This is a genomic window from Mycobacterium sp. SMC-21, assembly GCF_045310825.1.
GTDB lineage: Bacteria > Actinomycetota > Actinomycetes > Mycobacteriales > Mycobacteriaceae > Mycobacterium.
On record NZ_JBJIAO010000048.1, the window covers coordinates 12,353 to 36,452 of the forward strand.

Sequence of the window (24,100 nt, forward strand, 5' to 3'; positions counted from 1 at the left end):
CGTCGACTTTAGCCGTCGTCAACTCAGTGGAATGCCGCTGCCCGGCTTCGACTCCTGATACTCCTCCGAGAGTTCTTGATACCGCTGCGCAATCCGCGCGATGCGCGCGTGCAGGTCGCCGCGACGTGGCTCCGGCTCAGCATCGGCGAGTTCGCGAATCCCCCGGGCGGTCCAGAACGCGTTGCTGCGTCGATAGCCGCCCGGGTCAAGACCGAACAGTTCTTTGAGGATTCGCAGATCATGCGGAATCGCGAAGCTGTCGCGCGAATCCTCGTGGCTGAACAGGTAGTAGTAGTTGTCGAAACCGGCCCAGGTGATGGCCGACATGCACAGGGTGCAGGGCTCGTGCGTGCTCAGGAACAGCAGGTCACGCGTCGCCGGGCGATTTTCGATCTCGTAGAACTGATTGATTGTGTTGATCTCGCCGTGAAAGAGCGGATTACGCGTTTCCGCGTTGGTCCCCGCCAGCACCAGCGACAGGTCCGTTTTGCGCAGCAGCGCGGCCCCGAAGACCTTGTTGCCCGCGGCAACGCCCTGTGCGGTCAGCGGAAGGATGTCGGACTCGATCACGTCGAGCAGTCGCGGGACGAGCTCCATCTGATTACTCCTCATCGGTGGTTTTCGGAGCGAGTGGTTGTGCCGGGGCCGGTATCGTCCGCACGATGAGGCCGCCTGATCAGCCGCGGGTCGCCGGGCTGTTGTTGGCCGCGGGCGCGGGTCGCCGGTTCGGCATGCCGAAAGCGTTGGTGCCCGGTGCAATTGAGCGTGCCGTCGACGTGTTGTTCTCGGGTGGTTGCGCCTCTGTTGCCGTCGCTCTCGGCGCCGAATACGAACGCGCCGCGGCGCTCGTGCCCGACACGGCGTCGACCATCGTGGCGACGGATTGGGAGGAAGGCATCGCGGCATCGTTGCGGGCAGGACTCACGACGATCGACGGTGAGGCCGCGCTGATTCATCTCGTGGATCTGCCGGATGTCGGGCCCGGCGTCGTCGCGCGCCTGTGTGCTCTTGCGGATCGGGACCGGCTCGCCAGGGCGACCTACTCCGGCACGCCTGGGCATCCCGTCGTCATCGGCCGCAGTCACTGGGACCTGGTCAGTGCGAGTGCTCGCGGCGACCGCGGCGCACAGGAATACCTGAACGGCGTTGGCGTGCTTCATGTTCCCTGCGAGGATCTGGCGACGGGTGAAGATACGGACACACCGGCCCGCTGATGAACATCGCCGTCGAGGTCCCGCAGCGGTAGACCTGTTCCACCTTCCCGCCGGCTGATGATCTCCGCCATGATCGCGATCGCGATCTCCTCGGGCGTTCGGCCGCCCAGATCCAGTCCGATCGGAGAAGACAGCCGGGCCAATTGACTGTCGTCGATCCCCCGCTCGCGCAGCCGTGCCACCCGTTCGTCATGGGTTCTGCGCGAGCCCATGGCGCCGACGAATCCGATCTCGGGCAACGCCAGGGCGACCTCGAGTAGCGGCACGTCGAAGCGGTCGTCGTGCGTCAGAACGCAGATCGCGGTGCGGGCATCGATCAGCCCGGCATCGACCTGCTGCCTGAGGTAGCGATCGGGCCAGTCCACGACAACCTCGTCAGCCATCGGGAACCGGTCTTTCGTGGCGAACACCGCTCGCGCATCGCACACCGTCACGCGGTAGCCGGTGAATGCCGCCGCATGCGCGACAGCGGCGACGAAGTCGGTCGCGCCGAAGACGATCATCCGCGGTTTGGGCGTCAGCACGCGCGCGAAGACGACGTCGTCGTCGGGGCCGCTCAGCGTCCAGCTGGTGGTCAACGAGTCCGCGGCGCGGACGACGGCGTCGTCCAGCGCGCCGACGCCGAGGCTGCCCTTCACCGACCGGTCGGCGACCACCAGGTGGGCGCCGCTACGGAGCGGAGCCGGCACCGTAGAGCTGATGAGCGTGGCCAGAACAGCGGTCTGCCCGCGATCGACGACTTTCACCGCGAACTCGAATTCGGTGACGTTCGACGGGCCGACGCGCTCGACGAACACATCGATGGTTCCGCCGCACAACAGACCGACGGCGAACACCGACTCGTCACCGGCGCCGTAGCTGACGAGCCTCGGCTCGCCCGAGGCCAGCACCTCAAGCGCCAGCTCGTACACCGCGCTCTCTACGCAACCACCGCTGATGGAGCCGACAACGCAGCCGTCGCCCGTCACGAGCATCGACGTACCCGGCCCGCGCGGCGTGGATCCGCTGGCCGCGACCACCGTGCACAGTGCCACCGACTCACCGAGCCGGGCGCGGGCCACCAGGTCCTCGATGACGTCCATGATCAGTACTGAACCCGGGCGCTGTTGCCGATCCACGTCTCGAACGGCAGGAACGACCGGTCCAAACGGTGCTGCTGGACGGGGACTTCCCAATGCGCCCGAGGCTTGTCGAACAACTCGTAGAAAGCCCGGTCATCGAATCCGCCGACGGCCGCGTCGTGGCGGTCCGCCGCGAACACGATCCGATCGACCCTGGCCCACAAAGCCGCGGACAGACACAGCGGGCAGGGTTCGCACGACGAGTAGAGCGTGTGCCCCGCAAGGCTGAAGTTCCCGACCCGCTCGCAAGCGGCCCGGATCGCCATGACCTCGGCGTGTGCGGTCGGATCAAGGTTCTGCGTCACCCGGTTCTGCCCAGTGGAGACCAGCTCACCGGCGCCGACAACCACCGCACCGAACGGCCCGCCGCCGGCTTCGACATTGGCCGTTGCCAGATCGATCGCGACGCCGAGCCACTTCGGATCGGTACCCGTGAAAGCGTTCATTGTGGTTTTCCTTCCTGCGCCAGCCGCCAGACCCGGTCCCTCGACATGGGGAGTTCGTATGGACGCACACCGAGGGCGCGGCGGATCGCGTTGGCCAGAGCGGGCGCCACCGGGTTGTACGGGGATTCGCTCATCGATTTCGCGCCGTACGGACCGAGGTTGTCGGCGGTCTCGGCGAACAACGCTGTCGTCGCCGGAATGTCGGCCATCTGGGGCACCCGGTACAGGCGGAATGTGGGCGTCGATACCCGGCCCGATTCGTCGATCACGATCTCTTCGTAGAGCGCCGACCCGATGCCCTGGGCGACTCCGCCTTCAACCTGCCCCCGGCACTGCGCCGGATTGACGACGGTGCCCGCGTCGGCGGCGTGCACCGACTGCAGAATCTTGACCGTCCCGGTCTCGGTATTGACCGCGACCCGAAATCCCTGCACGTTGAACGCGATCGAACGCAGTTCACCCGTTTCGGCTCCGGTCGTCTGGATGCCGTCGCCCACCCGATGCTGCGCCGGCGTAGCGGCGATGACGTCGGCGAAGGGCACCAACCCGGTGGCGGTCTCGACGCCGTGTTCACTCAGCGCGCCGACTTCGCCGGTCAGCTGAAGGACCGTCTCCAGAATCAGCTCGCGCATGCTCGACGCCGCGGCGTACAACGCCTTGCCCGCGACCGTGGTCCCCGCCGAGGCGAAGGCTCCCGTGTCGTAGTCGGCGGCATCGGTATCGCCGTTGCGCAGCGTGATCCGCTCCGGTGTGGTGGCGAGCGCGGTAGCGGCGATCTGAGTGTGCACCGTCGTGGTTCCGTTGCCGAACTCCACGGTCCCGATGCCCACCTCATAGCACCCGCTCGGGGTGAGCCGAACGTTGACCGAGGAGAAATGGCCTCGCGGAGCCATGGTGGCGATCGCCGACAATGCGATGCCCTCACCTGTCCGCCATTGAGCTCCCGTCGGGGCGCTCTCGCCGTCGGCACCGGCCAGGGCCCGCTCGACCAGGTCGAGGCACTGGTCAAGGCCGTAGCTGCCGTAGATCAGGTCCGGTTCGGGTTCGGGATGGGCGATCAACAAGTCGTCGCCGTCGCGCACCATGTTGGTGCGACGAATGGTGAACGGGTCGATACCCAGTTGCAGCGCCAGCTCATCGAGTGCGCTCTCGATGGCGAAGATCACCTGGCCGAGCCCGTACCCGCGGAACGCGCCCGACGGCGGGTTGTTGGTGTAGACGGCCTCGGCGTCGACCCGCTTGACGGGGCATCGATAGACCGAAATCGACTCCGCGCAGCCGTGGAACATGACGCCCGGCGAGTGGTTTCCGTAGGCGCCGCCGTCGCTCAGCACGGCCAGCTTCATTGCGGTCAACGTGCCGTCGGAGCGGGCGCCGAGGGTGACGTCGACACGCATGGGATGGCGATGGGCGGTTGCGGTGAGCTCATCGGTCCGCGACATTTCGTACGCGACCGGCCGCCCGGTGCGCAACACGGCGACCGCGACGAGGTCTTCGGTGAACATCTCCTGCTTGCCGCCGAAACCGCCCCCGACACGCGCGGTGTATACGCGCAGCCGGTCCTCGGGCAGGCCGAGCAGGAGGCACAGTTCCTTGCGAACCAGAAACGGAACCTGTGAGCTGGTGCGCAGGGTGAGCCGGCCGTCGTCGTCCAACCAGCCGATGGTGCCGTGGGCCTCCAGCTGCGCGTGCGTTACCCGCGCGGTCCGCCACGTACCGCCGACCGTCACATCGGCGTCCGCCAGGGCCTCGTCAATGTCGCCGCCGAAACCCTCATGCATCGCCGCGATCACGTTGCGCGACGCGTCGGCGACGCCGTCTTCGAGCGTCCGGTCCGGATGCAGCAGCGGCGCGCCCGCCGACCTCGCGGCCTCCGGATCGAACACCCCGGGCAGCAGCTCGTACTCGACCACGATGCGGCGTGCCGCGTCCTGCGCGGCCGCGGGCGTGTCGGCGACCACCGCCGCGACCCGTTGTCCGATGAAGCGGACGACCGGGTCGAACACAAGGGTGTCGTCCGGGTCGTCGGTCCGGATCTCGTGGCGCGCAGTGGAAAAGCGCGGCGTCGCGACATTGAGGTGCGTGAGGATCAGTTCGACCCCGGGCACCTGCTCGGCGGCCGCGGTATCGATCGCCAGGATCCGGGCGTGCGCATGGGGTGACCGCAGCACCGCGAGATGCAGCAGCCCGGGCACGTCGATGTCGAACGTGAAGGGCTCGCACCCGGTGACGATCCGTCGGCCGGCGGGCGGCCGCAGTGACTGTCCGATGGCCGGACCCGCAACGGCCACGCCGTCGCCACTGCCCGCGACGGCCGCATGGATCGCCTCGCGAATCGGGCGGTAGCCGGTGCAACGACACAGGTTGCCCTTCATCCGGCGGTCGAGATCACCGAGGTCGTCAGGCTCGAGGGTGGCGGCGGTGACGATCATTCCGGCAGTGCAGAAGCCGCACTGGAAGGCGAAGTTGTCGCAGAACGCACGCTGCACCGGATGGAGGTCATCGCCGTCGGCAAGCCCGGCAACCGTGGTGACCGCGCGGCCGCCCACCCGGGCGGCGGGGTAAATGCAGGAGTGCACCGGCACGCCGTCGAGGATGACCGCACACGCTCCGCAGTCGCCGGCGTCGCATCCCCTCTTGACGTCGAGGTTCCCGGTCTCCCGGAGCAGGGTTCGCAAGCACTGCCCCGGGCGAGCATCGGCTTCGACGGTCGTGCCGTTGACATCAAATCTCATACGCACACCACTACGCGGTGCCGCCGGCCGGTCGTCATCGCGCGATTCGCAGGCGTCGGGCGGAGGCGATGGGATTCGCGTCGGCAACCAGGTCGTCGAATCGCCACGCCGCGATCCGCGAGATCTCACCGAGCGCCGCCATGTGCTCGACCTGCGGGGAATTGTCCAGGCGCCGCCAGCCGAGGGTCAGGATGTGTTCGCGCCTTTCCAGATCCCGAAGGCAGATGATGAGGGGGAAGCCGAATTTGGCTTCGTAGGCCGCAGACAACTCGCTGAATTCCTCGGCCTCCTCCTCGGTGAGACCGTCGAGACCCAGGTAGGCCAGATCGACTTTCGACACGTTGTGTTCCTGAGTTTGGGCGAGGTCCGGATACGCCTGCATCAACTCCATCTGCTCGGCGGGGGTAGCGGCGAGCAGCGCGGTCTGGACGGCACCACGCAGTGCGCGGGTGTCGGCGAACGGACGTTGCGCGAACGCGCGCTCGACCGGCCAGGCGAGGCCCTGATAGAGGATCGAGAACGTCTTGACGAACTCCTCCTGCGTCATCTTGTTGACGGCATCGAGTCCGACTTCGCCGGTCCGTGGCGTGCCCGCAACCATCGGGCCGCGGTTCGGCCCGATGTGGAAGAACACGATGTTCAGGACGATCGCGGCAAGGGCGCCCAGCGTGATCCCTGAGCCACAGATGATCTGGGCCCAGGCGGGAAAACTGAACTTCAACAGCGGTTGGGCGGTGACGAGCATGCCCAGGCCGAGTGCGGTGCCGACGATCACCGCGTTGCGGTGGTCATTGAAGTCGACCTTCGACAGGGTCTGGATGCCCACCACAGCCACGGTGGCGAACAGCGCCAGCGACGCCCCGCCGAGCACCGAATGCGGGATCGCGGCCACGACGGCCGCGGCCTTGGGGAGATAGCCCAGCACGATCATGATGACCCCCGCGGTGGCGACCACCCAGCGGCTCTTGACCTGCGTCAAGCGAACGAGCCCGACGTTCTCCGCGAAGCACGTGTACGGGAACGAGTTGAGGACGCCGCCGATCGTGGTCGCCATGCCGTCGGCGCGCAGTGCTCTGGCAATGTCGTTGGCGCCCACGCGTTTACCCACGATCTCGGCCGTCGCGAAGACATCACCCGTGGTTTCCACCGCGGTGATGATCATGACGACGATCATCGAGATGATCGCGGTGGCGCTGAATGTGGGCCAGCCGAAGTAGAACGGCGTGGTCACGCCGAGCCAGTGGGATGTACCTACCGCACTGAAATCGACATCCCCGAGCAGCGCCGCGACCGCAGTGCCGATGACCAGCCCGGCCAGCACGGCGATCGTCGCGAGGAACCCGCGGAAGAGGCGCTGCATCACGATGATGATCAGCAGCGTGCCCGCGGCATACGCGAGATCCTTCAGCGCCACATCCGTTTTCATCGCCTCGGTGGTCGTGCCACCGACGATGTCGTTGGCCGCGACGGGCAGGAGCGCGATGCCGATGATCGTGATGACCGATCCGGTCACGACCGGCGGGAAGAAGCGCAGCAGCTTCGAGAAGTACGGCGCCATGAAGAAGGTGAAGAGTCCGGCGACGATCACCGACCCGTACACCGACAGCAGACCGGGAACCCCTGACAAGCCGCCGGCGGTGCCGATCGCGATCATCGGGCTGACCGCCGCGAAGGTCACCCCCTGGATCAACGGGAGTTTGACGCCCACTTTCCAGAAGCCGACGGACTGGATGATCGTGGCAATGCCACACGTGAACAGATCGGCATTGATGAGGTGGATCGTCTGCTCGGGCGACAGCTTCAGGGCGCCGGCGACGATGATCGGAACCAACACCGCGCCGGCATAGAACGCCAGCACGTGCTGCATTCCGTACACCGCGAGCTTGGGAATCGGCAACACTTCGTCGACGGGATGCACGGCCTTGCGCGCGACGTCGGCTCGGTCCGTCTCAATCGGCATGGCCCACCTCCAGGCGAGAAGAAATTTCTGAGCGAATGTCCACGGCCAGCACCGCGCTGACGGCGCGGCGCCAATCCGCGGACCCGAGTGGGTCGGTGTAATAACCGGATGCGGCCAGGACGTCGGACCGGAGAGCTTCGGCGCCGGGCATCGCCGGATAGCGAAAGACGGTGGGCGCGAGCGTCGCAGCCGTGACGGTGAAGACCGCCGATCCGTCGTCGTCGCGGCGGCCGCTGACGACGGCACCGGAGCGTCCGTACTCGGCCAGCGCGATGGTGCGCAGTGCCGCCGTGGACCGCAGCGCCCGTTCGGGCAGGTGCAGGGCCCGCAGCACTTCGCCGTGGGCCAGCGAGTTGATCCCGTTGCCGGTGACCAGATCCGCGACGGGTTCCCATCGGGTCTGGTCGTCAGGAGTCCAAATCTCGGCCACGCCGTCGAGGGCGACGGCAAGCGACACCATCGATGCGGCCGCGAATGAACGGCAGATGTTGCCGCCCACGGTGGCGACGTTCCAGATCTTGAACGAGGCGAGCAACGCGTTGGCGCAGTCGCCGAAGAGCTGCTGGGCCGGCCACTCGGCGCGGCGCGGGTAGCGCACGAGTTCGGCGATGGTGCACGTGGCGGCGATGCGCAGTCCGTCGGCGGTGCGCTCGATGGGGCACCAGTCCATGGTCGTCAGGTCGACGACACCGGTGAGCTCGGCCTGCGGTTCGGAGAATGTCCACGTCCCCCCGGCGACGAAGGATTCGCCGTGGGCAAGGCGCAGGTCGTCGCGGGTTCGCGCAAATCGATACCGGCTGACGGTGTGCAGGTCCATGGCTCAGCAGAAACCTGGAATCGTGGCCCAGGCCGCCGGCGCCTGATCCGCGCCTTCGCGGGTGATGGTGGCCTGGATCAAGCCGTACGGCCGGTCGGCGGCGTAGAAGACCTCGTTCGGGTTCTCCAGACCGAACGGGCTGAGGTCGACGACGAAGTGGTGCTTGTTGGGACATGACAACTTCACTTCGGCGACCACATCGAACTTCTCGAGGATCGCCTTGCCGATCTCGAACAGCGTCTGTTGCAACGCGAGCGAGTGGACGCCGGCGAACGTGGCCAGCACGACCTCGGTGATGGCCTCGTGCAGCGCGTTGAAGTCGAGGTCGGTGCCGTCGGTGTCAGTGCTGAGGTAGCGCCACCATGCGGTGATGGACGTGGCCATGATGCGGTCGTCGGTCTCGACCAGCGTGGTGTATTTGTCCCGGGGGAAGCCGTGGAACTCCGATCCGGTCGACTTGAGTACGACGCAGTCCTTGATGCCGGACACCACCCACGTCGTCTCGCCGGCCATCTGGACGACCGTCGTCCGGACGAACTTGCCGGCTCGAACAAACGAGTGGTCGTGCGGCTTGCCGTCGACGACGATCCGCTCCCACGCGTATTCCTCTGCCTCCCAACGGCCTCCGGTCACCCACTCGAAATCACCGACGAAGTGCCGGCCCAACGCGATCAGGAAATCCTCGGGTGACTTCACGCCCACTTCTTTCGCGTAGGCGTACACGGTGTTCTTCTGCGTATCGGTCGCGACCACGTGCGAGTTGTCACCCGCGTAGTGGCATGCGCTGAAATCGCCCCGCAACTGCGAGGTGACGTTCAGATCGATGATGCGATGTACGGGGGTATCCCGGACGATGCGCACGAGGCGGTTCTCCGCCTTGCCGTACTGATTCGACCCGAGGACGATGTCACCCACTGCCACGATTTCCCCTGACGCACGTTGAACGACTTACCGCTGCAACGTACGTTTCAGTTTTTGTTGTGGCGTCACCATTTCGTTTCAACCGCGTGACGGCGTTTCAGCCCACAGACGACTGGAATGCCCCGGACCTGGACGTAAACGGATCGTAACAATCTCGTCAGGGCGAATCTTTGCTGCAACGCTAGATTCAGTCCATGGATCTTCAGACCTTCAACTCTGCGTTGCCTGAGGAAGCCGAAGAGGTGCTGCGTCCCTGCGCCGATATTGCGTCGTGGCTCAGCGAGGTTGTCGCCGCCCGGCCCTTTGCGACCATCAGTGAACTCGAGTCGACAGCCGCGCGTGCCGCCGCCGACTGGAGCGTCGACAACCTGGACCAGGCACTGGCACAGCACCCCCGCATCGGCGAAAGAGCCGACGGCACATCGATCGAGTCCGGCCTCTCCCGCGGCGAACAACCGGCCATGCCCGACGCGCTTGCGACAACGATGGCCAGGGCCAACGCGGACTATGAAGCGAAGTTCGGGCGCATCTTCCTCATCCGCGCGAAGGGCCGCAGCGCTGCCGACATCTATGACGCCCTGCGATATCGGCTGTCACTCGACCGCGAGGAGGAAGCCGCCATCGCCATCGGCCAGCTTCGTGAGATCGCACTGCTCCGCCTGGCAGAAAGGGTGACGCCATGACATCGCCGGCCACGCAGACATCCTTGTCCACTCACGTGCTCGACGCCGCCCGCGGAAAACCCGCCGCGGATCTCGAGGTCGTCCTGATCCGAATGAACGAGCAAGTGGCGGCCGCACACACCGACGACGACGGCCGAATTCGTTGGGACGTCCCGCTGAATCCCGGTGACTACCTACTGCATTTCGCGACTGGCGCCTGGTTCGCCAGTGCCGATCGGGAGACGTTCTACCCCGCCGTCGACTTGCACGTCACGATCGGAGCGGGCCACACGCACGTCGCCCTGTTGCTCAGCCCGTTCGCGTACACCACCTACAAGGGCAGCTGATGCGCGCGGACGAGCCGGACTCGCTGGAGGCGAGAATCGCGAACTGCTATGCGTCGCTGAGCCCGCAGGAACGCCGCGCTGCCGATGTGCTGCTCGCGCACGCGGGCGATGCCGGTACCTATCGGGCCAGCGAACTCGCCACCATGGCCGATGTCTCGAAGGCGACGTTCTCCCGGCTGGTACGCGCCCTGGAATTCACCAACTTCGATGCCATGCGTGAGCACCTGCGCGCCCTGCGCCGATCGGGTGTGCCCCTCGCCATCGAGAGGACGCCCGACGTCAGCGCGATCATCTCGCAGGACATCGCGAACCTGCACGCCATGCATGCGCTGCTGGATGAGGCGGTGGTCGAGGCCGTCGCAGAGAAGATCGCCACGTCCCGTCGCATCGCCATCTGCGGCTACCGGAGCAGCCTGGCCGCGGCAACGCTGCTGAGGCTGAACCTCGCGCAGATCCGACCCGACACCTGGCTGGCGCCCAGTTCGGGTCAGTCCGTCGCCGAGGACATCGCGGACTTCGATGAGCGGGACCTCGTCATCGCGATGTCGTTCCGGCGCCACGGCCGGTGGGCCAGAGAACTCGTCGACTGGGCTTCCGAGTCGCGAGTTCCGTTGGCGCTCTTCGCCGATGACCAACTGCGTGCGCTCGCGGCACGTGCCACCTGGTGGCTCGAGTGCCCGAACGTCTCCCCCGGCGCGTTCGACAGTCACGCGGCGGTGATGAGCCTCGTTGCCGTGCTGTCCGATCGCGTCCTGGCCCTCACGCCGGACGGCGCACAGCGCATCGACCGCGTCAACTCAGTCCACGAGACACTTGGCGCACCGCCTCGAGCAACGAGTCGGCGAACTCCGGGCGACACATGACGAAGTCAGGCAGGTACGGATCGGGCCGGTTGTACCGCAGCGGCGAGCCGTCGAGACGCGACGCGAACAGCCCCGCCGCCTGCACCACGCCCGCCGGTGCGGCCGAGTCCCATTCCCACTGCCCGCCGGCGTGCACGTAGGCGTCGACGTCGCCGCGCACCACGGCCATCGCCTTGGCGCCCGCCGATCCGATGCCGACGAGTTCCATGTCGAGCACATCGCGCAGCCACCACACCACGGCCGGCGGCCGGTAGGTGCTGGTGGCGACGCGGATGGGCCCGGGACGGCGCGGCGGCGGTCCGGTCACGGTGTCGGTGCGGTGCACCTCGCCGTGTGCGGGCAGCGCGACGGCCGCGTCGGTGATGGACCCGTGTGGGCTGCCATCGCGCTGCCACAGCGCGATGTGGACGGCCCAGTCCGGCCGGCCCCGGCCGAACTCACGGGTGCCGTCGACCGGGTCGACGATCCACACCCGGTCCGAGCGGAGCCGGACCAGATCGTCGGCGGCCTCCTCCGACAGGATGGCGTCGTCGGGGCGCGCGGTGCGCAGCCGATCGAGGATCAGCGTGTTGGCGTGCCGGTCGCCGGCCGCGCCGAGGGTGTACGGATCGTGGGAGCCCAGCCGGTCGCGCACCGACAGCAGGAACTCCCCTGCCTCCTGCGCGACCTCGGCGGCCAGCGCGACATCGGTCTGCGCCCTGTCGCTGTCCGCCATGCCCATGAGTATCGCCGAGGGCGACGTCACAGCCGAAATCGCCTATTCACAGGGACGTTGCAGGCTGCTGGCAGGTCCTGCCGAAATAGGGCTCATAGCATTTTCCACAACTATTTACCGCGTAGTCATTAAGGAGGACGTCATGAAGGTGGCGAAGACATTCGGATTCGTCGGCGTCGCGGCGGGTGTCGCGCTCGGCGTCTACGGCACGACCCACGCGCCGGCGCCGGCCGTCGCGCCCGTCGCCTCGTCGGGACACGGCTCGACGTCGGGCGAGTACAACCAGCCGACCGTCGCCGCGATCAACATGGGCTCCACCGAAGCGCCGACGACGCCCAGCAGCGTCGAGCCCGTCACCGTCGCTTCCCCGCCGGTGAAGGCCAAGCCGTACTCCGGCTGAGCTGACGACAGGCACGGAAAAGGGCTCCGGGAATTCCCGGAGCCCTTTTCCTTTGGGGCACAGCCTACTTCGGTGTCGCGCCCGGAGCGCGGACCACCATGGGCACGGCCGGGAAGTACGACGCCATCTCCGACCGCGACCGGCGCAGCGCCGCGGTGCCGTAGCCGCGGTGGCGGTAGTCGGGGTGGACCCAGATGCGGACGTTGACCTCGCCGCCGTCCAGCTCACCGAACACCATGCCGACCTTGGCGCCATCTTCCTCGGCGACGAACCACACCGCTTCCTCGGCGTTGACGCGGGCAAGCGCGGCCTTGATCTCGTCGTCCAGGTCGCCGGCGGCACGGCCCGAGCCGTCACCGGACGCACCGACATCGGTGGTGCGGGTGGCGAAGATGTCGCGGTCGGCGGCGCCGGAGAACGGGCGCAGCGACAGGTTGTCCCCGAAGCTGGCGGGGCGGTCCTTCACCGCGAAGGACAACTGGCTGTTCAGATCTTCCAGCTCGTCGGCGATGCGCTTGCGGGCGTCCTTCGTCAGCAGATCGAAGGACATCGCCATGACCTGCTCGCCCCCGGCATGGGAGGTGCCCAGCAGCTTGGCGATGGCATCAACGGCGGCAGCCTTGTTGTCGGCTTCGACGATGACGTCGAGCACCTCGTGCCGGCGATCCAGTGCTTTCTGGAGCGCATCGGTGATCTCGCGGCGGGCTGCGGCCTTGTCGTGGTCGGTCATGCCGACGAGCCTAGAGCACTACCGATCGGTAGGGCTGCCGAAATCACTACGCAAATCGCTACCTGTGTGCAAACTGCGATCAAAAGGCCGGCCACGGGATCGGCCGGTGCCGATCCGGGGTGGGCATGATCGGATTGTCAATCAGCTCAACAACTCTCGCTTGTAGCGCAGCGATCTCAGGACGGGTGAGGTGCGGAGCCAGCGCCGCGGCGAGGCCGTCGCGCAGGGCGTCCCGCAATGCGGCGACCGCACCGAGCACGTCGTCGTCGATCGGTTTTCCGGCCCAGCCCCACAGCACGGTCCGCAGCTTGTCGTCGGCATGCAGGCTGACGCCGTGGTCGACGCCGTACACCTGGCCGTCGGCGCCGGCCAGCACGTGCCCGCCCTTGCGGTCGGCGTTGTTGATCAGTACGTCGAACACCGCCAGCCGATGCAGCCGGGCGTCGTCGGCGTGCACCAGCACCACTTCGTCGCCCTTGTGGTCGTAGGCCCGCAGGATAGGCAGGTATCCCGCCGGCACCCGGCCGGCCGGAACGAGGTCGACGAGGTCCGGGCCGGGCGGCGGTTCGGTTTCACTGAGCGCATCGCCAGGCTGGTCGACCCAGCGCTGCACCATGCCCGGGCCCGCCGGGCCGTCACGAATTATGGTGTGCGGCACCAGGTTCCAGCCCAGCGCGGCAGACACCAGATAGGCCGCCAGCTCCCGTCCGGCCAGGGTACCGTCGGGGAAGTCCCACAGCGGAGCCTCCCCGGAGATCGGCTTGTACACGCAGTGCAGCAGCGCGTCGTCCAGCTCGGCTTCGCACAGGAACGTCGCGTTGCTCGCCGACCTGATGCGCCCGAGCGCCGTCAGCTCACCGCGTTGCAGAATCCGCTCGGCGTCAGGAGGCGTCATCCGGCTCATCACCGTCGGCATCCAGCATGCCGCGCCGATACCCGTTGGTGCGCACGCAGATATGTCCCTCCGGGTCGAGCGGCTCCTCGCACAGCGGGCACGGCGGCCGGCCGGCGGAGATCACCCGGTTGGAGCGGTTCGCGAAGTCCCGGGCCGACTGCGGACTCAGGAACACCCGCACGGCGTCGGGACCTTCCTCGGCGTCGTCGAGCACGACAGAGGCGTCGAATTCCGAGTCGGTGACGGCCAGCAGCTCGACCACCACGGTCTGCGCTTCGGAGTCCCAGCCCAGACCCATGGTGCCGACCCGGAATTCGGCGTCCACCGGCATCACGAGCGGGTTGAGGTCGGTGACCTCACCGGTGTCAGGCGGGATCGGCGTGCCGAACCGCCGGTTGATCTCGACCAGCAGCGCCGAGATGCGTTCGGCCAGGACCGCGACTTGCTGCTTCTCCAGCATGACCGAAACGACCCGCTGGTCGTGCACGGCCTGCAGGTAGAACGTCCGGTTACCAGGCTGCCCAACGGTCCCGGCCACGAAGCGGTCGGGAGAGCGGAAGACGTGAATTGCGCGAGCCATGGCACCTTTCAAAATACCGGTTCACCGGTCTAATCGGTCGAGCCGCCGACGGTTGCGTCGTGTGTCGGTACGGCATCGTCGGGCTTGCCGGACTGGTCGGATTTGGGTTCCGCGGGCGGCGGGTGAAGCGACGACGAGAGATCCGAACCGGTGTGGTTGACATGGAGGACGAACGGCCGGTGCGGCGTGTAGCGGATGACGCTCATCGAGGCGGGGTCGGCGACGATCCGCTGGAAGCCGTCGAGGTGGACGCCGAGAGCGTCGGCCAGGACCGCCTTGATGACGTCGCCGTGGGTGCAGGCGATCCACAGCGTGTCGCCGTCGTGCTCCTGCGCCAGCGCACGGTCGATCTCGCGGACCGCCGCGACGGCGCGCGACTGCACCTGCGCCAGTCCCTCACCGTCCGGGAACACCGCGGCGCTGGGCTGCTGCTGTACGACGGACCACAGCGGTTCTTTGACCAGTTCGGCGATCTTGCGGCCGGTCCAGCCGCCGTAGTCGACCTCGGTCAGCCGGTCGTCGACACGCGGTTCGATACCGAGCGCCGCGGCCAGTGGGGCGACGGTGTTCTGGCAGCGCAGCAGCGGCGACCGGACGATGGCCTTGACCGGCAGTTCGCCGATTCGCGCGACGACGCCGTCGGCCTGCGCGCGGCCCTTGTCGTCGAGGTCGACGCCCTCGGACCGGCCGGCCAGGGTGTGGGCGGTGTTGGACGTCGAGCGTCCGTGCCGCAGCAGGATGACGGTCACTGTGCGGCCACCACCCCGGTGCCGAGGAGCGCGAGCACCGTCACGCCGAGCACGACGCGGTAGCCGACGAACCAGTACATGCTGTGCCGCACCAGGAATTTCAGGAACCAGGACACCGCGGCATAGCCGACGACGAACGCGATCAAGATGGCGACGGTCAACTGGGCGCCCGTCGCGCTCATACCCTCGGTGACGGGCTTGAAGGCGTCGGGCAGCGAGAACAGACCGGAGGCCAGCACCGCCGGGATGGCGAGCAGGAAGCCGAAGCGGGCCGCCAGCTCGCGATTCATGCCGAGGAACAGGCCGGCACTGATCGTCGCGCCCGAGCGCGACACCCCCGGCACCAGCGCCAGGCACTGAGCCAGGCCGACGATGACGCTGTCCTTCCAGGTCAGCTGCTCGACGTCGCGGATCTGCTTGCCGATGTACTCGGCGAGGGCGATCACCGCGGAGAACACGATCATCGCGGTGGCGATGACCCACAGATTGCGGGCGCCGGAACGGATCTGGTCCTTGAACAGCAGTCCCAGCACGCAGATCGGGATGGTGCCGATGATCACCCACCAGCCCAGCCAGTAGTCGGCGGTGCGGCGGGCGGCGTCGGTCAGCCCACCGAACCAGGCGGTGAGGATGCGCCAGATGTCCTTGGCGAAGTAGATGAGCACCGCGGCCTCGGTCCCGAGCTGGGTGACCGCGGTGAACGACGCGCCCGCGTCGCCGGCGAAGAAAATCCGGGAGGCGATGGCCAGATGGCCCGACGACGACACCGGCAGAAACTCGGTGAGCCCCTGGAGGACGGCCAGCACGATCGTCTGCCACCAGCTCATGGCTGCCACGTCAGTCACGCCGACGACCGTACCGTGAGCGGCGGGCGCAGGCGTTAGTGGTTGCGCTGCACCGGTTGTGCGTCGGCGACAGCGTCACGTACGGCGGCGGCGAGACTGCGCTCGTCGTGCACGTCGACGTGGGCCAGGCTTCGCGAGGACACCGCGACGACGTCCTCTTCCTGCGGCACCGGCCCCGACAAGCGCGGGCGGTAGACCTCCACAATCAGCACGCGCTTGTCGTCAAGGCGAAATGAAAAACTCCGGCCGTCGCCGACCTGGCCAAACCCGCTGGCCCGCAGACCTGTCGAAAGGTCTTCGATAGCAAAATTACCGTTGGCAAGATCGCCGTCGGTGGCAATGCTCATGATCCCGACCATACCCCTCCGGTACGTGACGTACCCGCCTGAAGCAGATAATTGACGTCAAAATATTTGCCTAAACTGGCAATTAGCGCCTACCCGCCGTTCACCGACCGAAAGCCAGCCTGTGTCAATGGATCACCATCCCATTAATTGTCGGCTGCGTGAATATCGGGTGAGCGTAACGAGATTCGCGACGGCCGCGCTGGCCATCGGCACGCTGGCGGCGTGCTCGTCGCATCCGGCCGAGACAGCGCCGCCGACCATCTCCCCCGCACACGCCGCGGTGTCTCCCCCGGTCACCGGTGCCCCCGACGGCGTCGTCCGCGCCCTTCCCGGGCCCGGTACCGGCGCGGCCTTCGACGCGGCGACGGCGTCGCTCGTGGTGCTCGGCACCGACGCCGGGCGCCCGGTGGTGACGGTGCCCGGCACCCCGCCGGTGGTGCTGCCGGCCGCTGCGACGGGTGTCACAGGCGACGGCGCGGGCACGGCGTTCCTGTCCACCCGCGGCGGCTACCTGCGGTTCGACATCGGCAAGCGCGCAGTGCAGGCGGTCGCGGTCGACGGCCAGGCGGACACCGACTTCACCTCGATCGCCCGGCGGGCCGACGGGAAACTGGCATTGGGGACCGCCGACGGGGCGGTGCTGATCGTCGACGGCACCGCGGTGAAGTCCCGGATGAAGGCGTTCGCCCGCGTGGACGGTCTTGCCGCGCAAGGCAATACCGTCGTGGTCCTGGACCGCGGGCAAACCTCGGTGACCGAGGTGAACGCCGACGGCACCGACGTCGCGCAGGCGCTGCGCGCCGGTGAGGGCGCCACCACGCTGGCCGCCGATCCCGCCGGACGGGTGCTGGTGGCCGACACGCGCGGCGACGGCCTGCTGGTCTTCGGGACGACACCGCTCATGCTGCGGCAGCAGGCGCCGGTGCGCGGCGCGCCGTACGGCATCGTCGGATCGGCGAAACTCGCCTGGGTTTCACAGACCGCGACGAACAGCGTGGTTGGTTACGATCTTTCGACTGGTATCCCCGTCGAGAAAGTCCGATATCGCACCGTGCAGCAGCCCGACGTCCTCTCCTTCGACGAACGCACCGGCACCTTGTTCGTGGTGTCGGGGTCGGGTGCCGGGGTCCAGGTGATCGCGAACGCCGCCGCGGGGCCGGGGTCGGGCGGCCACTGATGCAGCGGGGGCGGATGCCGGCAGCGTGGGCGGAGGACTTGTCCGACGACTACGAATGGATTCCGCTCCGGCTGCCCCCGGAAGTGACCAGGCTGTCGGCGTCCATCCGGCTGTCGATCGAGGCCGAATACCGCGGGTGGGAACTGACCCGGGTGCGCCTCTATACCGACGGTTCGCGCCGCGTGCTGCTGCGCCGCCGCAAGATCAGGACTGGCGAAGCGACCGGAAATGGGCCCGGGGCGGGCGAAACGACGGGCCAGGTGCCCGATAGGTTGGCGCCCGAACAGCCGTCGATGTGAGGAGCCGTTGATGTATCGCGCCCTGCGCTGGGTGATGTTCCGTGTCCCGCCGGAGCGGATACACACCTGGGTGTTCGCGCTGCTGCGCGTCGCGACCGGCCCGAACGTGAACCGCCGGCTGCTGGCCAAGTGGCTGGCGCCGTCGGACCCCGTGCTGGAGACGACGGTGTTCGGGGTGACGTTCCCGGGCCCGGTCGGCCTGGCCGCCGGCTTCGACAAGAACGGTAGCGGCATCAACGCTTGGGGCCCACTGGGTTTCGGCTACGCCGAGGTCGGCACCGTCACTGCACAGGCGCAGCCCGGCAACCCGGCGCCGCGGCTGTTCCGGCTGCCGGAGGACCGCGCGCTGCTGAACCGGATGGGCTTCAACAACCACGGGGCCGGCGAGCTCGCCATCAAGCTGACCCGCAGCCAGTCCACCGTGCCCATCGGCGTGAACATCGGCAAGACCAAGGTCACCCCGGCCGAGCGCGCCGTCGAGGACTACGCCGAGAGCGCCCGCCTGTGCGGGCCACTGGCCGACTTCGTCGTGGTGAACGTCAGCTCGCCGAACACGCCCGGGCTGCGTGACCTGCAGGCCGTGGCGTCGCTGCGACCGATTCTGGCCGCCGTGCGCGCCGAGACCACCAAGCCCGTGCTGGTCAAGATCGCGCCCGACCTCTCGGACGACGACGTCGACGAAATCGCCGACCTGGCCGTCGAACTGGGGCTCGCGGGCATCGTCGCGACCAACACCACGATCTCCCGCGAAGGGCTACTGACGCCCGGCGTCGCCGAGCTGGGCGCGGGCGGCGTGTCCGGCGCCCCGGTGGCCGCGCGGTCGCTCGAGATCCTGCGGCGGCTGCACAAGCGCGTCGGCGATCAACTGGTGCTGATCAGCGTCGGCGGCATCGAGACCGCCGACGACGCCTGGGAGCGCATCATTGCCGGAGCCTCACTGGTGCAGGGCTATACCGGCTTCATCTACGGCGGTGGCCTGTGGGCCAAGCACATTCACGACGGCATCGCCGCGCGGCTGAAGGCCGGCGGCTTCGCGTCGCTGGCGGACGCGGTGGGCACAGGAGCCTGATCGCGCACGGCTGAGCGCCGATGCGCTGACGCCGAGGTGCCGAACCAGCGTTGGCTCGACCGCGACAGCACGCTCTGCTCGCTGTAGCCGAGCAACCCCGCCAGCTGTCCCAACGGGATGTCGGTGCTGCGGAGATAGCGGTCGGCCTCCTCGCGGCGCACCTGGTCGACGAGTGCGGCAAACGACGTGGCCTGCGTCTCCAATTGCCGCTGCAGGGTGCGCGGATGCACCGCAAGATGCTGCGCGACCAGGTCGAGGGTCAGGCCCCCGGTGGGTAGCATCCGGCGGATCAGCAGCCGCACCGGTTCGGCGATCTGCGAATCGGCCGGTACCGCGATCGTGTTCAGGTAGTCCCGCACGACGTCGTGCACCGCGGCGTCGGCCGCCAGCGGCCGGACAAGCACCGACCTCGGGAAGCGAAAACCGTTGTCGGGCTGAGCAAAACGCACCGGGCACCCGAAATACTCAACGTAGTGCTGCGGGCTGGTCAGCGGCTCGTGGCGGAAGTGCACCGCCGCCGGCGTGAAGTCGGGACCTGTCAGCAGCCGGAACACCCGCAGCGCGACGCCGAGGGCGAGCTCGGCCGCCTGCCGGTGCGCGATGGAGCGGGGTACCGCGAGGCGCCAGTCGAACCGGGCATGGCGCGCCGCCGGCTGCGCGTCGATGGTTGCCGTCAAGGCCGGGCTGTAAACGGACATGTACTGGTCGATGGCCTCGAACGCGGCACCGACGGTCGCCGCGGTCCGGGCGGCGATCCCAACCGGGCCGAGGATGTCCAGGCCCTGGCGCAGCGCCAGCTGCCTGCCGAAGTCGGGCGTCGCGGTCATCGTGGCCGCGGTCTCGAGCGTGGTGACGACGCTGCGGTAGTTGATGAAGCTGTCCTGGTCACCGACCGCCTCGATCGGAATGTGGCTCAGGGCGAGCAGGGGCGCGGGGTCTTCACCGAGTTCCCGGACGAGTTCCAGGAAGCCCTGCAACGACGTGCCGCGCACAAATGGCATGTCGCCTAGTGTCAAGAAATTGTCATTTGATGTCAAGTATTGGACTCCGGCGCACCGCAGAATCGATGCATACCAACCGAATCCACCCGACATCGAAAGGCCCGAAAATGACCGCCATCGCCTCCCCCGAAATGGTCACCACCCGCAGCGGCGCTCCTCTCCCGCTGGTCGCGCTGCCGCAGGGTGAACTGCTGAGCGTCAACCTCGCCGAGACCCCGCTGCTGAAGGACGCCCTCGGCCCCGGCATGAGTTTCCACCCGCTGCGACTGGACACCGAGCGTGGCGAGTACGTCATCCTCGCCAGGATGGCCCCGGGCGTCGGCCTGCAAATCCACTACCACACCGGACCCGCGCAGGTGTACACCATGCAGGGCTGCTGGCTTTACCGCGAATACCCCGACCAGCCCCAGACCGCCGGCTCCTACCTCTACGAACCCGGCGGATCCGTCCACACCTTCTACACGCCTGAGGACAACACCGAGGACACCGTCGCGCTCATCTGGGTCGACGGCGCGAACGTCAACTTCAACGAGGACGGCACGTTCCACTCGATCCTCGACGCGGTGTCCCTGCACTACCTGACCGAGACAGTGTCCGCAGCTCAAGGCACCAAACCCGTCTTCGTCCACGGTGGCGCCGCCGGCGTCGCCAAATCCTGATCCACACGCCGAGACCCTGAAAGGACCGGCCATGACCTTCCGGAAATTGACCAGCCTCGATGCCCAGTTCCTCGCCATGGAGGACGGACGCGCGCACGGCCACGTCAGCGTGCTGAGCACCTACGCGCCGTACACCGCAGACGGCCGCCGGCTGACCGCCGAGGTGATCCGGGACCTCGTGGCCGAGCGGTTGCCGCTCCTGCCGCCGTTCCGCTGGCGGCTCGTCAGGGTGCCATTCGACCTCGACCACCCGTACTGGGCCGACGCAGACGACGTCGATGTCACCTATCACGTACAGGAATCCGCGCTGTGGGCACCGGGTGACGATCGCCGGCTCGCCGACCACGTCGCCGAGATCATCGCGAGGCCGCTGGATCGGTCACGGCCGTTGTGGGAGATCCACGTGATCAGCGGACTGGCCGACGACTCCGTGGCACTGCTGATCAAGATGCACCACGCCGCGGTCGACGGCGTCTCAGGCGCCGAGGTATTGCGGGTGCTGCTCGATGACACCGTAGAAGGACGGCCAGTGGTGGCTCCCCACTGCGTGGAACCGCAGCACGGGCCGTCCCAGGCCGAACTCTTCGGCCGCGGGTTGACCAACATGTGCCGATACCCCGCACGGTCGATTCGCGCCGCGGTGCGAGCGCTGCCGCACCTCGACGAGGTGCCCACGCTGCGAGGTGTGCCCGGCGTCAGCAGGGTGGCGCGGCACAGCCGGTCCGCCAAGGCGATCCTGGAGCGCACGAACACAGCCGAAGGCACCGAACTCGTCGCACCGCGCACGCGGTTCCAGACCGCGATCTCGCCGCGCCGAAGTGTGGCGTTCGGTTCGGTGTCACTGGCTGAGGTGAAAGCCGTCAAGGATCACTTCGGATGCAGCATCAACGACGTCGTGATGGCGATGTGCGCGTCGGGGTTGCGGTCGTGGTTGGCCGACGAAGGCGAACTGCCGGACGGACCACTGCTGTCGTTCGTGCCCGTGTCCGTCCGCACGCTTGAGCAAGCCGGCACGTTCGGTAACCGGGTCTCGGTCATGATGGCCGAACTGCCGACCGATGAGGCCGATCCCGTCGAGCGGCTACACCGGGCGCAGGCCACCATGACCGCAGCGAAACAGCGCCATCAGGCACTGCCGGCGTCCCTGTTGGAAGACGCCAACGACCTCATCCCGCCGGCGCTGTTCGCCCGCGCCACCGGCACGGCGTTGCGCCACGGGGCAGCGTTCCTGCAGCCGGCCGTGAACGCCGCGATCTCCAATGTGCCCGGCTCCCCCACGACGCTGTACTGCGCAGGCGCCGAACAACTTTCGCAGTTTCCGATCTCCGGCGTACTGCACGGAGTCGGGCTGAACATCACGGTGTTCAGCTACCGCCGAGAGCTATCGATCGGCATCGTCGCCGACCGCGATCAACTCGATGACCCGTGGCCGTTGCTCGACGCGGTGCGCGACGCCCTGACGGACCTGACTGCGGCGATCAGTAGACCTCCGTCGGCGTGACGCCGAGCTCGTCCAGGGTGTGCTGCACGCGCTCGCGGAGAACGGCTTTGGTGTTCTCCGCCCCGACCTGGTAACCCACGATGCCGATGGTGACCTTGCCGTTGTGGCGCAGGGCCGTCACCACCAGCAGACCGCCGGGCTGCTCGATGTCGCGTTTCTTGACGTTCTGCTCGACGCCCCAGCAGATCACGTAGTCGGCCTGGCGGACCCCGTCGATGCGGCCGACCAGGTCGGGCACGTCGCCCACATTCGAACAGGTGACAGGCAGCTCGCCGAGCACCATGGCCGCAGTGTGGCGGACCGCCCGCCGCGGGATGAACGGGGTCAGCGGCAGCAGTTGAAAAGACTCGTCCGGCTGGTGCCTGGCAGTGCGCAGCGCGGTCCGGATCGCCCCACGCAGCTCGGTGAGATCGGTGGTGGCCGACTGGGGATCGACGGTGAACGTCGTGAACGTCATCGCGTTGGCCCGGGTGTCCTCGAGCGAGGTGCGGTCGTTGATGGCGACCATCAGCGAGATGGCGCCGTCCCGCGCGCGCTGGCGGCCCATCCGGACGCCCAGCCGCGTGGCGAACGCCGCGACCAGTGAATGGCCATTGCCGCCGAGCTCTGCCGCACGGGCGTCGAAGTGATCGAGGTCGATGATGGCGGACGCGAACGGCACGTGCACGAGTTCGTCACCGGAGGCAGACCCTCCTGTCGACGGCGTCGCCGTCATCTCACCGCGCCGCTCTCGGGCCAGTTTGGCTGCGACCTTGACCGTCCGGCGGACCTCAGGCAGGTCCCTGAAGGTCTGGCGCAGGTCGGAACGGATCGCCTGCAGGCGGGTCCTGGACCGCGGCCGCTCGTAGCCGAGGTCGCGCTCGTTTCCCAGGACCGCGTCCATGAACGCGACGACCGAGCCGCTGCCGTCGATCAGACAATGCGAGAGCACTATCGCGACCGCCGTCGAGCCATCGGTGAAAGGCTGCACCCCCAGGTGCCAACCCGGCCCGCGTTCGGGATCGATCGGGATCTGGGCGCGCTCCTCCAGCCAGTCGCTCAGTCCTGAACGTGGACAAGGAGTTTCGGCGACGTCGACCGGTCGCGGCGCGCCTGACGCGGCCACCCAACGATGGCGGCCGAACGGCAGTGGGGAGCGCTCGATGTACCGCGCCACCATCCCCTTGCCGAAGTTCTCGTTGAACCGGCGCAACCCGTCGAGGTCCACCGGCCCCTCGTAGAACCACAGCGCCATGCCGACCTGGACCCGGCCGTTGGCCCGGTACGACAGGAATGTGGCCTGGTCGATGTAGTCGAGGCGGTCCTCGTCCGTCGGCGCCGAGCGCTTATTCACCGAAGTGGATGTGGACAAAGCTGATGGCCCCCTTCAGGTTCGGCAAGCGTCGCTGCCCCGACCTCGGTCCGATAGTAGGTCGGGCGATGACGAGCCGCGACCCGGCGCGCGCGGCCTATTTCTGCTCGTACGTGCCGTGGATGACGGCCCGGGCGATGGCCTGCGTGAACAGGTTGAAGCCCAGGAACGCCGGGGTGGCATCCTCGGGGATGTCCAGCTTTTCCACAGGTAGTGCGTGCACCGCGATGTAGTAGCGGTGCGGGCCGTGGCCGGCCGGCGGGGCGGCGCCCAGGAAGCGCTTGAGGCTCGCGTCGTTGGTCAGAGTGATGGCGCCGCCGGGCAGCGCCTCGCCGTTGCCCGCGTCGGCGGCCAGCTCGGTCACGTCGGCGGGCAGGTTGGCGACGGCCCAGTGCCAGAAGCCCGACGCGGTCGGTGCGTCGGGGTCGTAGACGGTGACGGCGAAGCTGCGGGTCTCGGCCGGGAAGCCCGACCAGCTCAGCTGCGGCGAGACGTCTTCTCCCCCGGCGCCGAAGATGCCACTGACCTGAGCGTTGGCCAACGGGCCGCCGTCGGTCAGCGATGTCGAGGTCAGGGTGAAGGTCGGCAGCTGCGGCAGGTTGTCATACGGCGAAGCGGTCATGTTGTCCTTAAGTTTGTAGTTGCAGTTACTTCGTATTGCTGAGCGTTACGTTTGGCTGTGACCCGGGTGGGTCG

At 67.7% G+C, this 24,100-nt stretch carries 27 protein-coding genes; 10 read left to right on the forward strand and 17 right to left on the reverse strand.

All coding sequences use genetic code 11. The annotated features are described in order from the left end of the window. Nucleotides 1-18: 18 nt before the first annotated feature. A complete protein-coding gene (locus ACJH6H_RS26790; RefSeq protein WP_406776158.1) occupies nucleotides 19-570 on the reverse strand; it encodes a nucleoside deaminase in 552 nt (183 codons plus the stop codon). 92 nt (nucleotides 571-662) lie between these two features. Between ACJH6H_RS26790 and ACJH6H_RS26795 the strand changes: the two genes are divergently transcribed. Continuing rightward, the gene (locus tag ACJH6H_RS26795) at nucleotides 663-1,214 is read left to right on the forward strand and encodes an NTP transferase domain-containing protein (protein ID WP_406776159.1); all 552 of its coding nucleotides are present in this window, start codon (nucleotides 663-665) and stop codon (nucleotides 1,212-1,214) included. Here ACJH6H_RS26795 and ACJH6H_RS26800 read toward each other — a convergent pair. The 6 genes from ACJH6H_RS26800 to pucL are packed head-to-tail and all read right to left on the reverse strand — an operon-like array spanning nucleotide 1,157 to nucleotide 9,208. Beyond that, nucleotides 1,157-2,296, reverse strand: coding sequence for an XdhC family protein (locus ACJH6H_RS26800; protein ID WP_212814864.1), 1,140 nt, complete (start codon nucleotides 2,294-2,296; stop codon nucleotides 1,157-1,159). The genes ACJH6H_RS26795 and ACJH6H_RS26800 overlap by 58 nt on opposite strands. Before the next feature lie 2 nt (nucleotides 2,297-2,298). Next, nucleotides 2,299-2,781, reverse strand: a complete 483-nt coding sequence (locus ACJH6H_RS26805; protein ID WP_212812019.1) for a nucleoside deaminase — start codon at nucleotides 2,779-2,781, stop codon at nucleotides 2,299-2,301. Then, on the reverse strand, nucleotides 2,778-5,516 hold the full coding sequence (locus ACJH6H_RS26810) for a molybdopterin-dependent oxidoreductase (RefSeq protein ID WP_212812020.1): 2,739 nt from the start codon (nucleotides 5,514-5,516) through the stop codon (nucleotides 2,778-2,780). Before ACJH6H_RS26810 ends, ACJH6H_RS26805 begins: the two co-directional genes overlap by 4 nt. 34 nt (nucleotides 5,517-5,550) lie before the next feature. Then, nucleotides 5,551-7,476, reverse strand: a complete 1,926-nt coding sequence (gene uraD / locus ACJH6H_RS26815; RefSeq protein WP_212812021.1) for a 2-oxo-4-hydroxy-4-carboxy-5-ureidoimidazoline decarboxylase — start codon at nucleotides 7,474-7,476, stop codon at nucleotides 5,551-5,553. Then, on the reverse strand, nucleotides 7,466-8,293 hold the full coding sequence (locus ACJH6H_RS26820) for an FAD binding domain-containing protein (RefSeq protein WP_293019305.1): 828 nt from the start codon (nucleotides 8,291-8,293) through the stop codon (nucleotides 7,466-7,468). The genes uraD (ACJH6H_RS26815) and ACJH6H_RS26820 overlap by 11 nt, the downstream gene beginning before the upstream one ends. A gap of 3 nt (nucleotides 8,294-8,296) precedes the next feature. Then, on the reverse strand, nucleotides 8,297-9,208 hold the full coding sequence (gene pucL, locus ACJH6H_RS26825) for a factor-independent urate hydroxylase (RefSeq protein WP_293019322.1): 912 nt from the start codon (nucleotides 9,206-9,208) through the stop codon (nucleotides 8,297-8,299). 200 nt (nucleotides 9,209-9,408) lie between these two features. Here pucL and uraD (ACJH6H_RS26830) point away from each other — a divergent pair, with 200 nt between their 5' ends. Genes uraD (ACJH6H_RS26830) through ACJH6H_RS26840 form a run of 3 tightly spaced genes read left to right on the forward strand, consistent with a single transcriptional unit; the run spans nucleotide 9,409 to nucleotide 11,086 of the window. After that, a complete protein-coding gene (gene uraD / locus ACJH6H_RS26830) occupies nucleotides 9,409-9,897 on the forward strand; it encodes a 2-oxo-4-hydroxy-4-carboxy-5-ureidoimidazoline decarboxylase (RefSeq protein WP_212812023.1) in 489 nt (162 codons plus the stop codon). After that, nucleotides 9,894-10,223 carry a hydroxyisourate hydrolase gene (uraH, locus tag ACJH6H_RS26835; RefSeq protein ID WP_212812024.1) on the forward strand — a complete coding sequence of 110 codons (330 nt, stop codon included), beginning with the start codon at nucleotides 9,894-9,896 and terminating at the stop codon, nucleotides 10,221-10,223. The genes uraD (ACJH6H_RS26830) and uraH overlap by 4 nt, the downstream gene beginning before the upstream one ends. Next, entirely contained in the window at nucleotides 10,223-11,086 is an 864-nt protein-coding gene (locus tag ACJH6H_RS26840) for a MurR/RpiR family transcriptional regulator (protein WP_212812025.1), read from the forward strand. Before uraH ends, ACJH6H_RS26840 begins: the two co-directional genes overlap by 1 nt. Here the strand turns inward: ACJH6H_RS26840 and ACJH6H_RS26845 are convergent. Beyond that, the gene (locus ACJH6H_RS26845; protein ID WP_293019324.1) at nucleotides 11,016-11,807 is read right to left on the reverse strand and encodes a 3'(2'),5'-bisphosphate nucleotidase CysQ; all 792 of its coding nucleotides are present in this window, start codon (nucleotides 11,805-11,807) and stop codon (nucleotides 11,016-11,018) included. The genes ACJH6H_RS26840 and ACJH6H_RS26845 overlap by 71 nt on opposite strands. 136 nt (nucleotides 11,808-11,943) lie before the next feature. On the opposite strand from ACJH6H_RS26845, the gene ACJH6H_RS26850 reads away from it, so the two are divergent. Beyond that, a complete protein-coding gene (locus ACJH6H_RS26850; protein ID WP_406776160.1) occupies nucleotides 11,944-12,201 on the forward strand; it encodes a hypothetical protein in 258 nt (85 codons plus the stop codon). Nucleotides 12,202-12,265: 64 nt separating this feature from the next. Here ACJH6H_RS26850 and ACJH6H_RS26855 read toward each other — a convergent pair whose 3' ends face one another. From ACJH6H_RS26855 to ACJH6H_RS26880, 6 genes are all read right to left on the reverse strand, one after another. After that, nucleotides 12,266-12,931, reverse strand: coding sequence for a GNAT family N-acetyltransferase (locus tag ACJH6H_RS26855; protein WP_133426973.1), 666 nt, complete (start codon nucleotides 12,929-12,931; stop codon nucleotides 12,266-12,268). A gap of 79 nt (nucleotides 12,932-13,010) precedes the next feature. After that, nucleotides 13,011-13,826 (reverse strand): SCO1664 family protein, encoded by an 816-nt coding sequence (locus tag ACJH6H_RS26860; protein ID WP_226521480.1) that lies wholly within the window; start codon nucleotides 13,824-13,826, stop codon nucleotides 13,011-13,013. Further along, nucleotides 13,813-14,406, reverse strand: coding sequence for a DUF3090 domain-containing protein (locus ACJH6H_RS26865; protein ID WP_226521479.1), 594 nt, complete (start codon nucleotides 14,404-14,406; stop codon nucleotides 13,813-13,815). The genes ACJH6H_RS26860 and ACJH6H_RS26865 overlap by 14 nt, the downstream gene beginning before the upstream one ends. Nucleotides 14,407-14,435: 29 nt before the next feature. Continuing rightward, nucleotides 14,436-15,155 (reverse strand): histidine phosphatase family protein, encoded by a 720-nt coding sequence (locus ACJH6H_RS26870; RefSeq protein ID WP_406776161.1) that lies wholly within the window; start codon nucleotides 15,153-15,155, stop codon nucleotides 14,436-14,438. Continuing rightward, nucleotides 15,152-15,982: an undecaprenyl-diphosphate phosphatase gene (locus tag ACJH6H_RS26875; RefSeq protein WP_406776169.1), complete on the reverse strand. Its 831-nt coding sequence runs from the start codon at nucleotides 15,980-15,982 to the stop codon at nucleotides 15,152-15,154. The genes ACJH6H_RS26870 and ACJH6H_RS26875 overlap by 4 nt, the downstream gene beginning before the upstream one ends. A 53-nt stretch (nucleotides 15,983-16,035) precedes the next feature. Beyond that, complete coding sequence (locus ACJH6H_RS26880) at nucleotides 16,036-16,347, reverse strand: hypothetical protein (protein ID WP_061006446.1); 312 nt, start codon at nucleotides 16,345-16,347, stop codon at nucleotides 16,036-16,038. A gap of 127 nt (nucleotides 16,348-16,474) precedes the next feature. On the opposite strand from ACJH6H_RS26880, the gene ACJH6H_RS26885 reads away from it, so the two are divergent. Genes ACJH6H_RS26885 through ACJH6H_RS26895 form a run of 3 tightly spaced genes read left to right on the forward strand, consistent with a single transcriptional unit; the run spans nucleotide 16,475 to nucleotide 18,892 of the window. Next, nucleotides 16,475-17,524 (forward strand): YncE family protein, encoded by a 1,050-nt coding sequence (locus ACJH6H_RS26885; protein ID WP_406776162.1) that lies wholly within the window; start codon nucleotides 16,475-16,477, stop codon nucleotides 17,522-17,524. Beyond that, entirely contained in the window at nucleotides 17,524-17,823 is a 300-nt protein-coding gene (locus ACJH6H_RS26890; protein WP_406776163.1) for a DUF5703 family protein, read from the forward strand. The genes ACJH6H_RS26885 and ACJH6H_RS26890 overlap by 1 nt, the downstream gene beginning before the upstream one ends. Before the next feature lie 10 nt (nucleotides 17,824-17,833). Further along, nucleotides 17,834-18,892 carry a quinone-dependent dihydroorotate dehydrogenase gene (locus ACJH6H_RS26895; protein ID WP_406776164.1) on the forward strand — a complete coding sequence of 353 codons (1,059 nt, stop codon included), beginning with the start codon at nucleotides 17,834-17,836 and terminating at the stop codon, nucleotides 18,890-18,892. On the opposite strand, the gene ACJH6H_RS26900 is transcribed toward ACJH6H_RS26895, so the two are convergent. Next, nucleotides 18,817-19,893, reverse strand: a complete 1,077-nt coding sequence (locus ACJH6H_RS26900; protein WP_406776165.1) for an AraC family transcriptional regulator — start codon at nucleotides 19,891-19,893, stop codon at nucleotides 18,817-18,819. The two genes, ACJH6H_RS26895 and ACJH6H_RS26900, sit on opposite strands and share 76 nt — an antisense overlap. Nucleotides 19,894-20,000: 107 nt before the next feature. On the opposite strand from ACJH6H_RS26900, the gene ACJH6H_RS26905 reads away from it, so the two are divergent. Together ACJH6H_RS26905 and ACJH6H_RS26910 are read left to right on the forward strand one after the other, a co-directional pair. Beyond that, nucleotides 20,001-20,552: a 2,4'-dihydroxyacetophenone dioxygenase family protein gene (locus ACJH6H_RS26905; RefSeq protein ID WP_061006442.1), complete on the forward strand. Its 552-nt coding sequence runs from the start codon at nucleotides 20,001-20,003 to the stop codon at nucleotides 20,550-20,552. 31 nt (nucleotides 20,553-20,583) lie between these two features. Further along, nucleotides 20,584-22,053 (forward strand): WS/DGAT/MGAT family O-acyltransferase, encoded by a 1,470-nt coding sequence (locus ACJH6H_RS26910; RefSeq protein ID WP_406776166.1) that lies wholly within the window; start codon nucleotides 20,584-20,586, stop codon nucleotides 22,051-22,053. On the opposite strand, the gene ACJH6H_RS26915 is transcribed toward ACJH6H_RS26910, so the two are convergent. Then, nucleotides 22,031-23,386: a hypothetical protein gene (locus ACJH6H_RS26915; protein ID WP_406776167.1), complete on the reverse strand. Its 1,356-nt coding sequence runs from the start codon at nucleotides 23,384-23,386 to the stop codon at nucleotides 22,031-22,033. The two genes, ACJH6H_RS26910 and ACJH6H_RS26915, sit on opposite strands and share 23 nt — an antisense overlap. Nucleotides 23,387-23,501: 115 nt before the next feature. Further along, nucleotides 23,502-24,026: a YbhB/YbcL family Raf kinase inhibitor-like protein gene (locus tag ACJH6H_RS26920; protein WP_346414619.1), complete on the reverse strand. Its 525-nt coding sequence runs from the start codon at nucleotides 24,024-24,026 to the stop codon at nucleotides 23,502-23,504. Nucleotides 24,027-24,100: the final 74 nt, after the last annotated feature.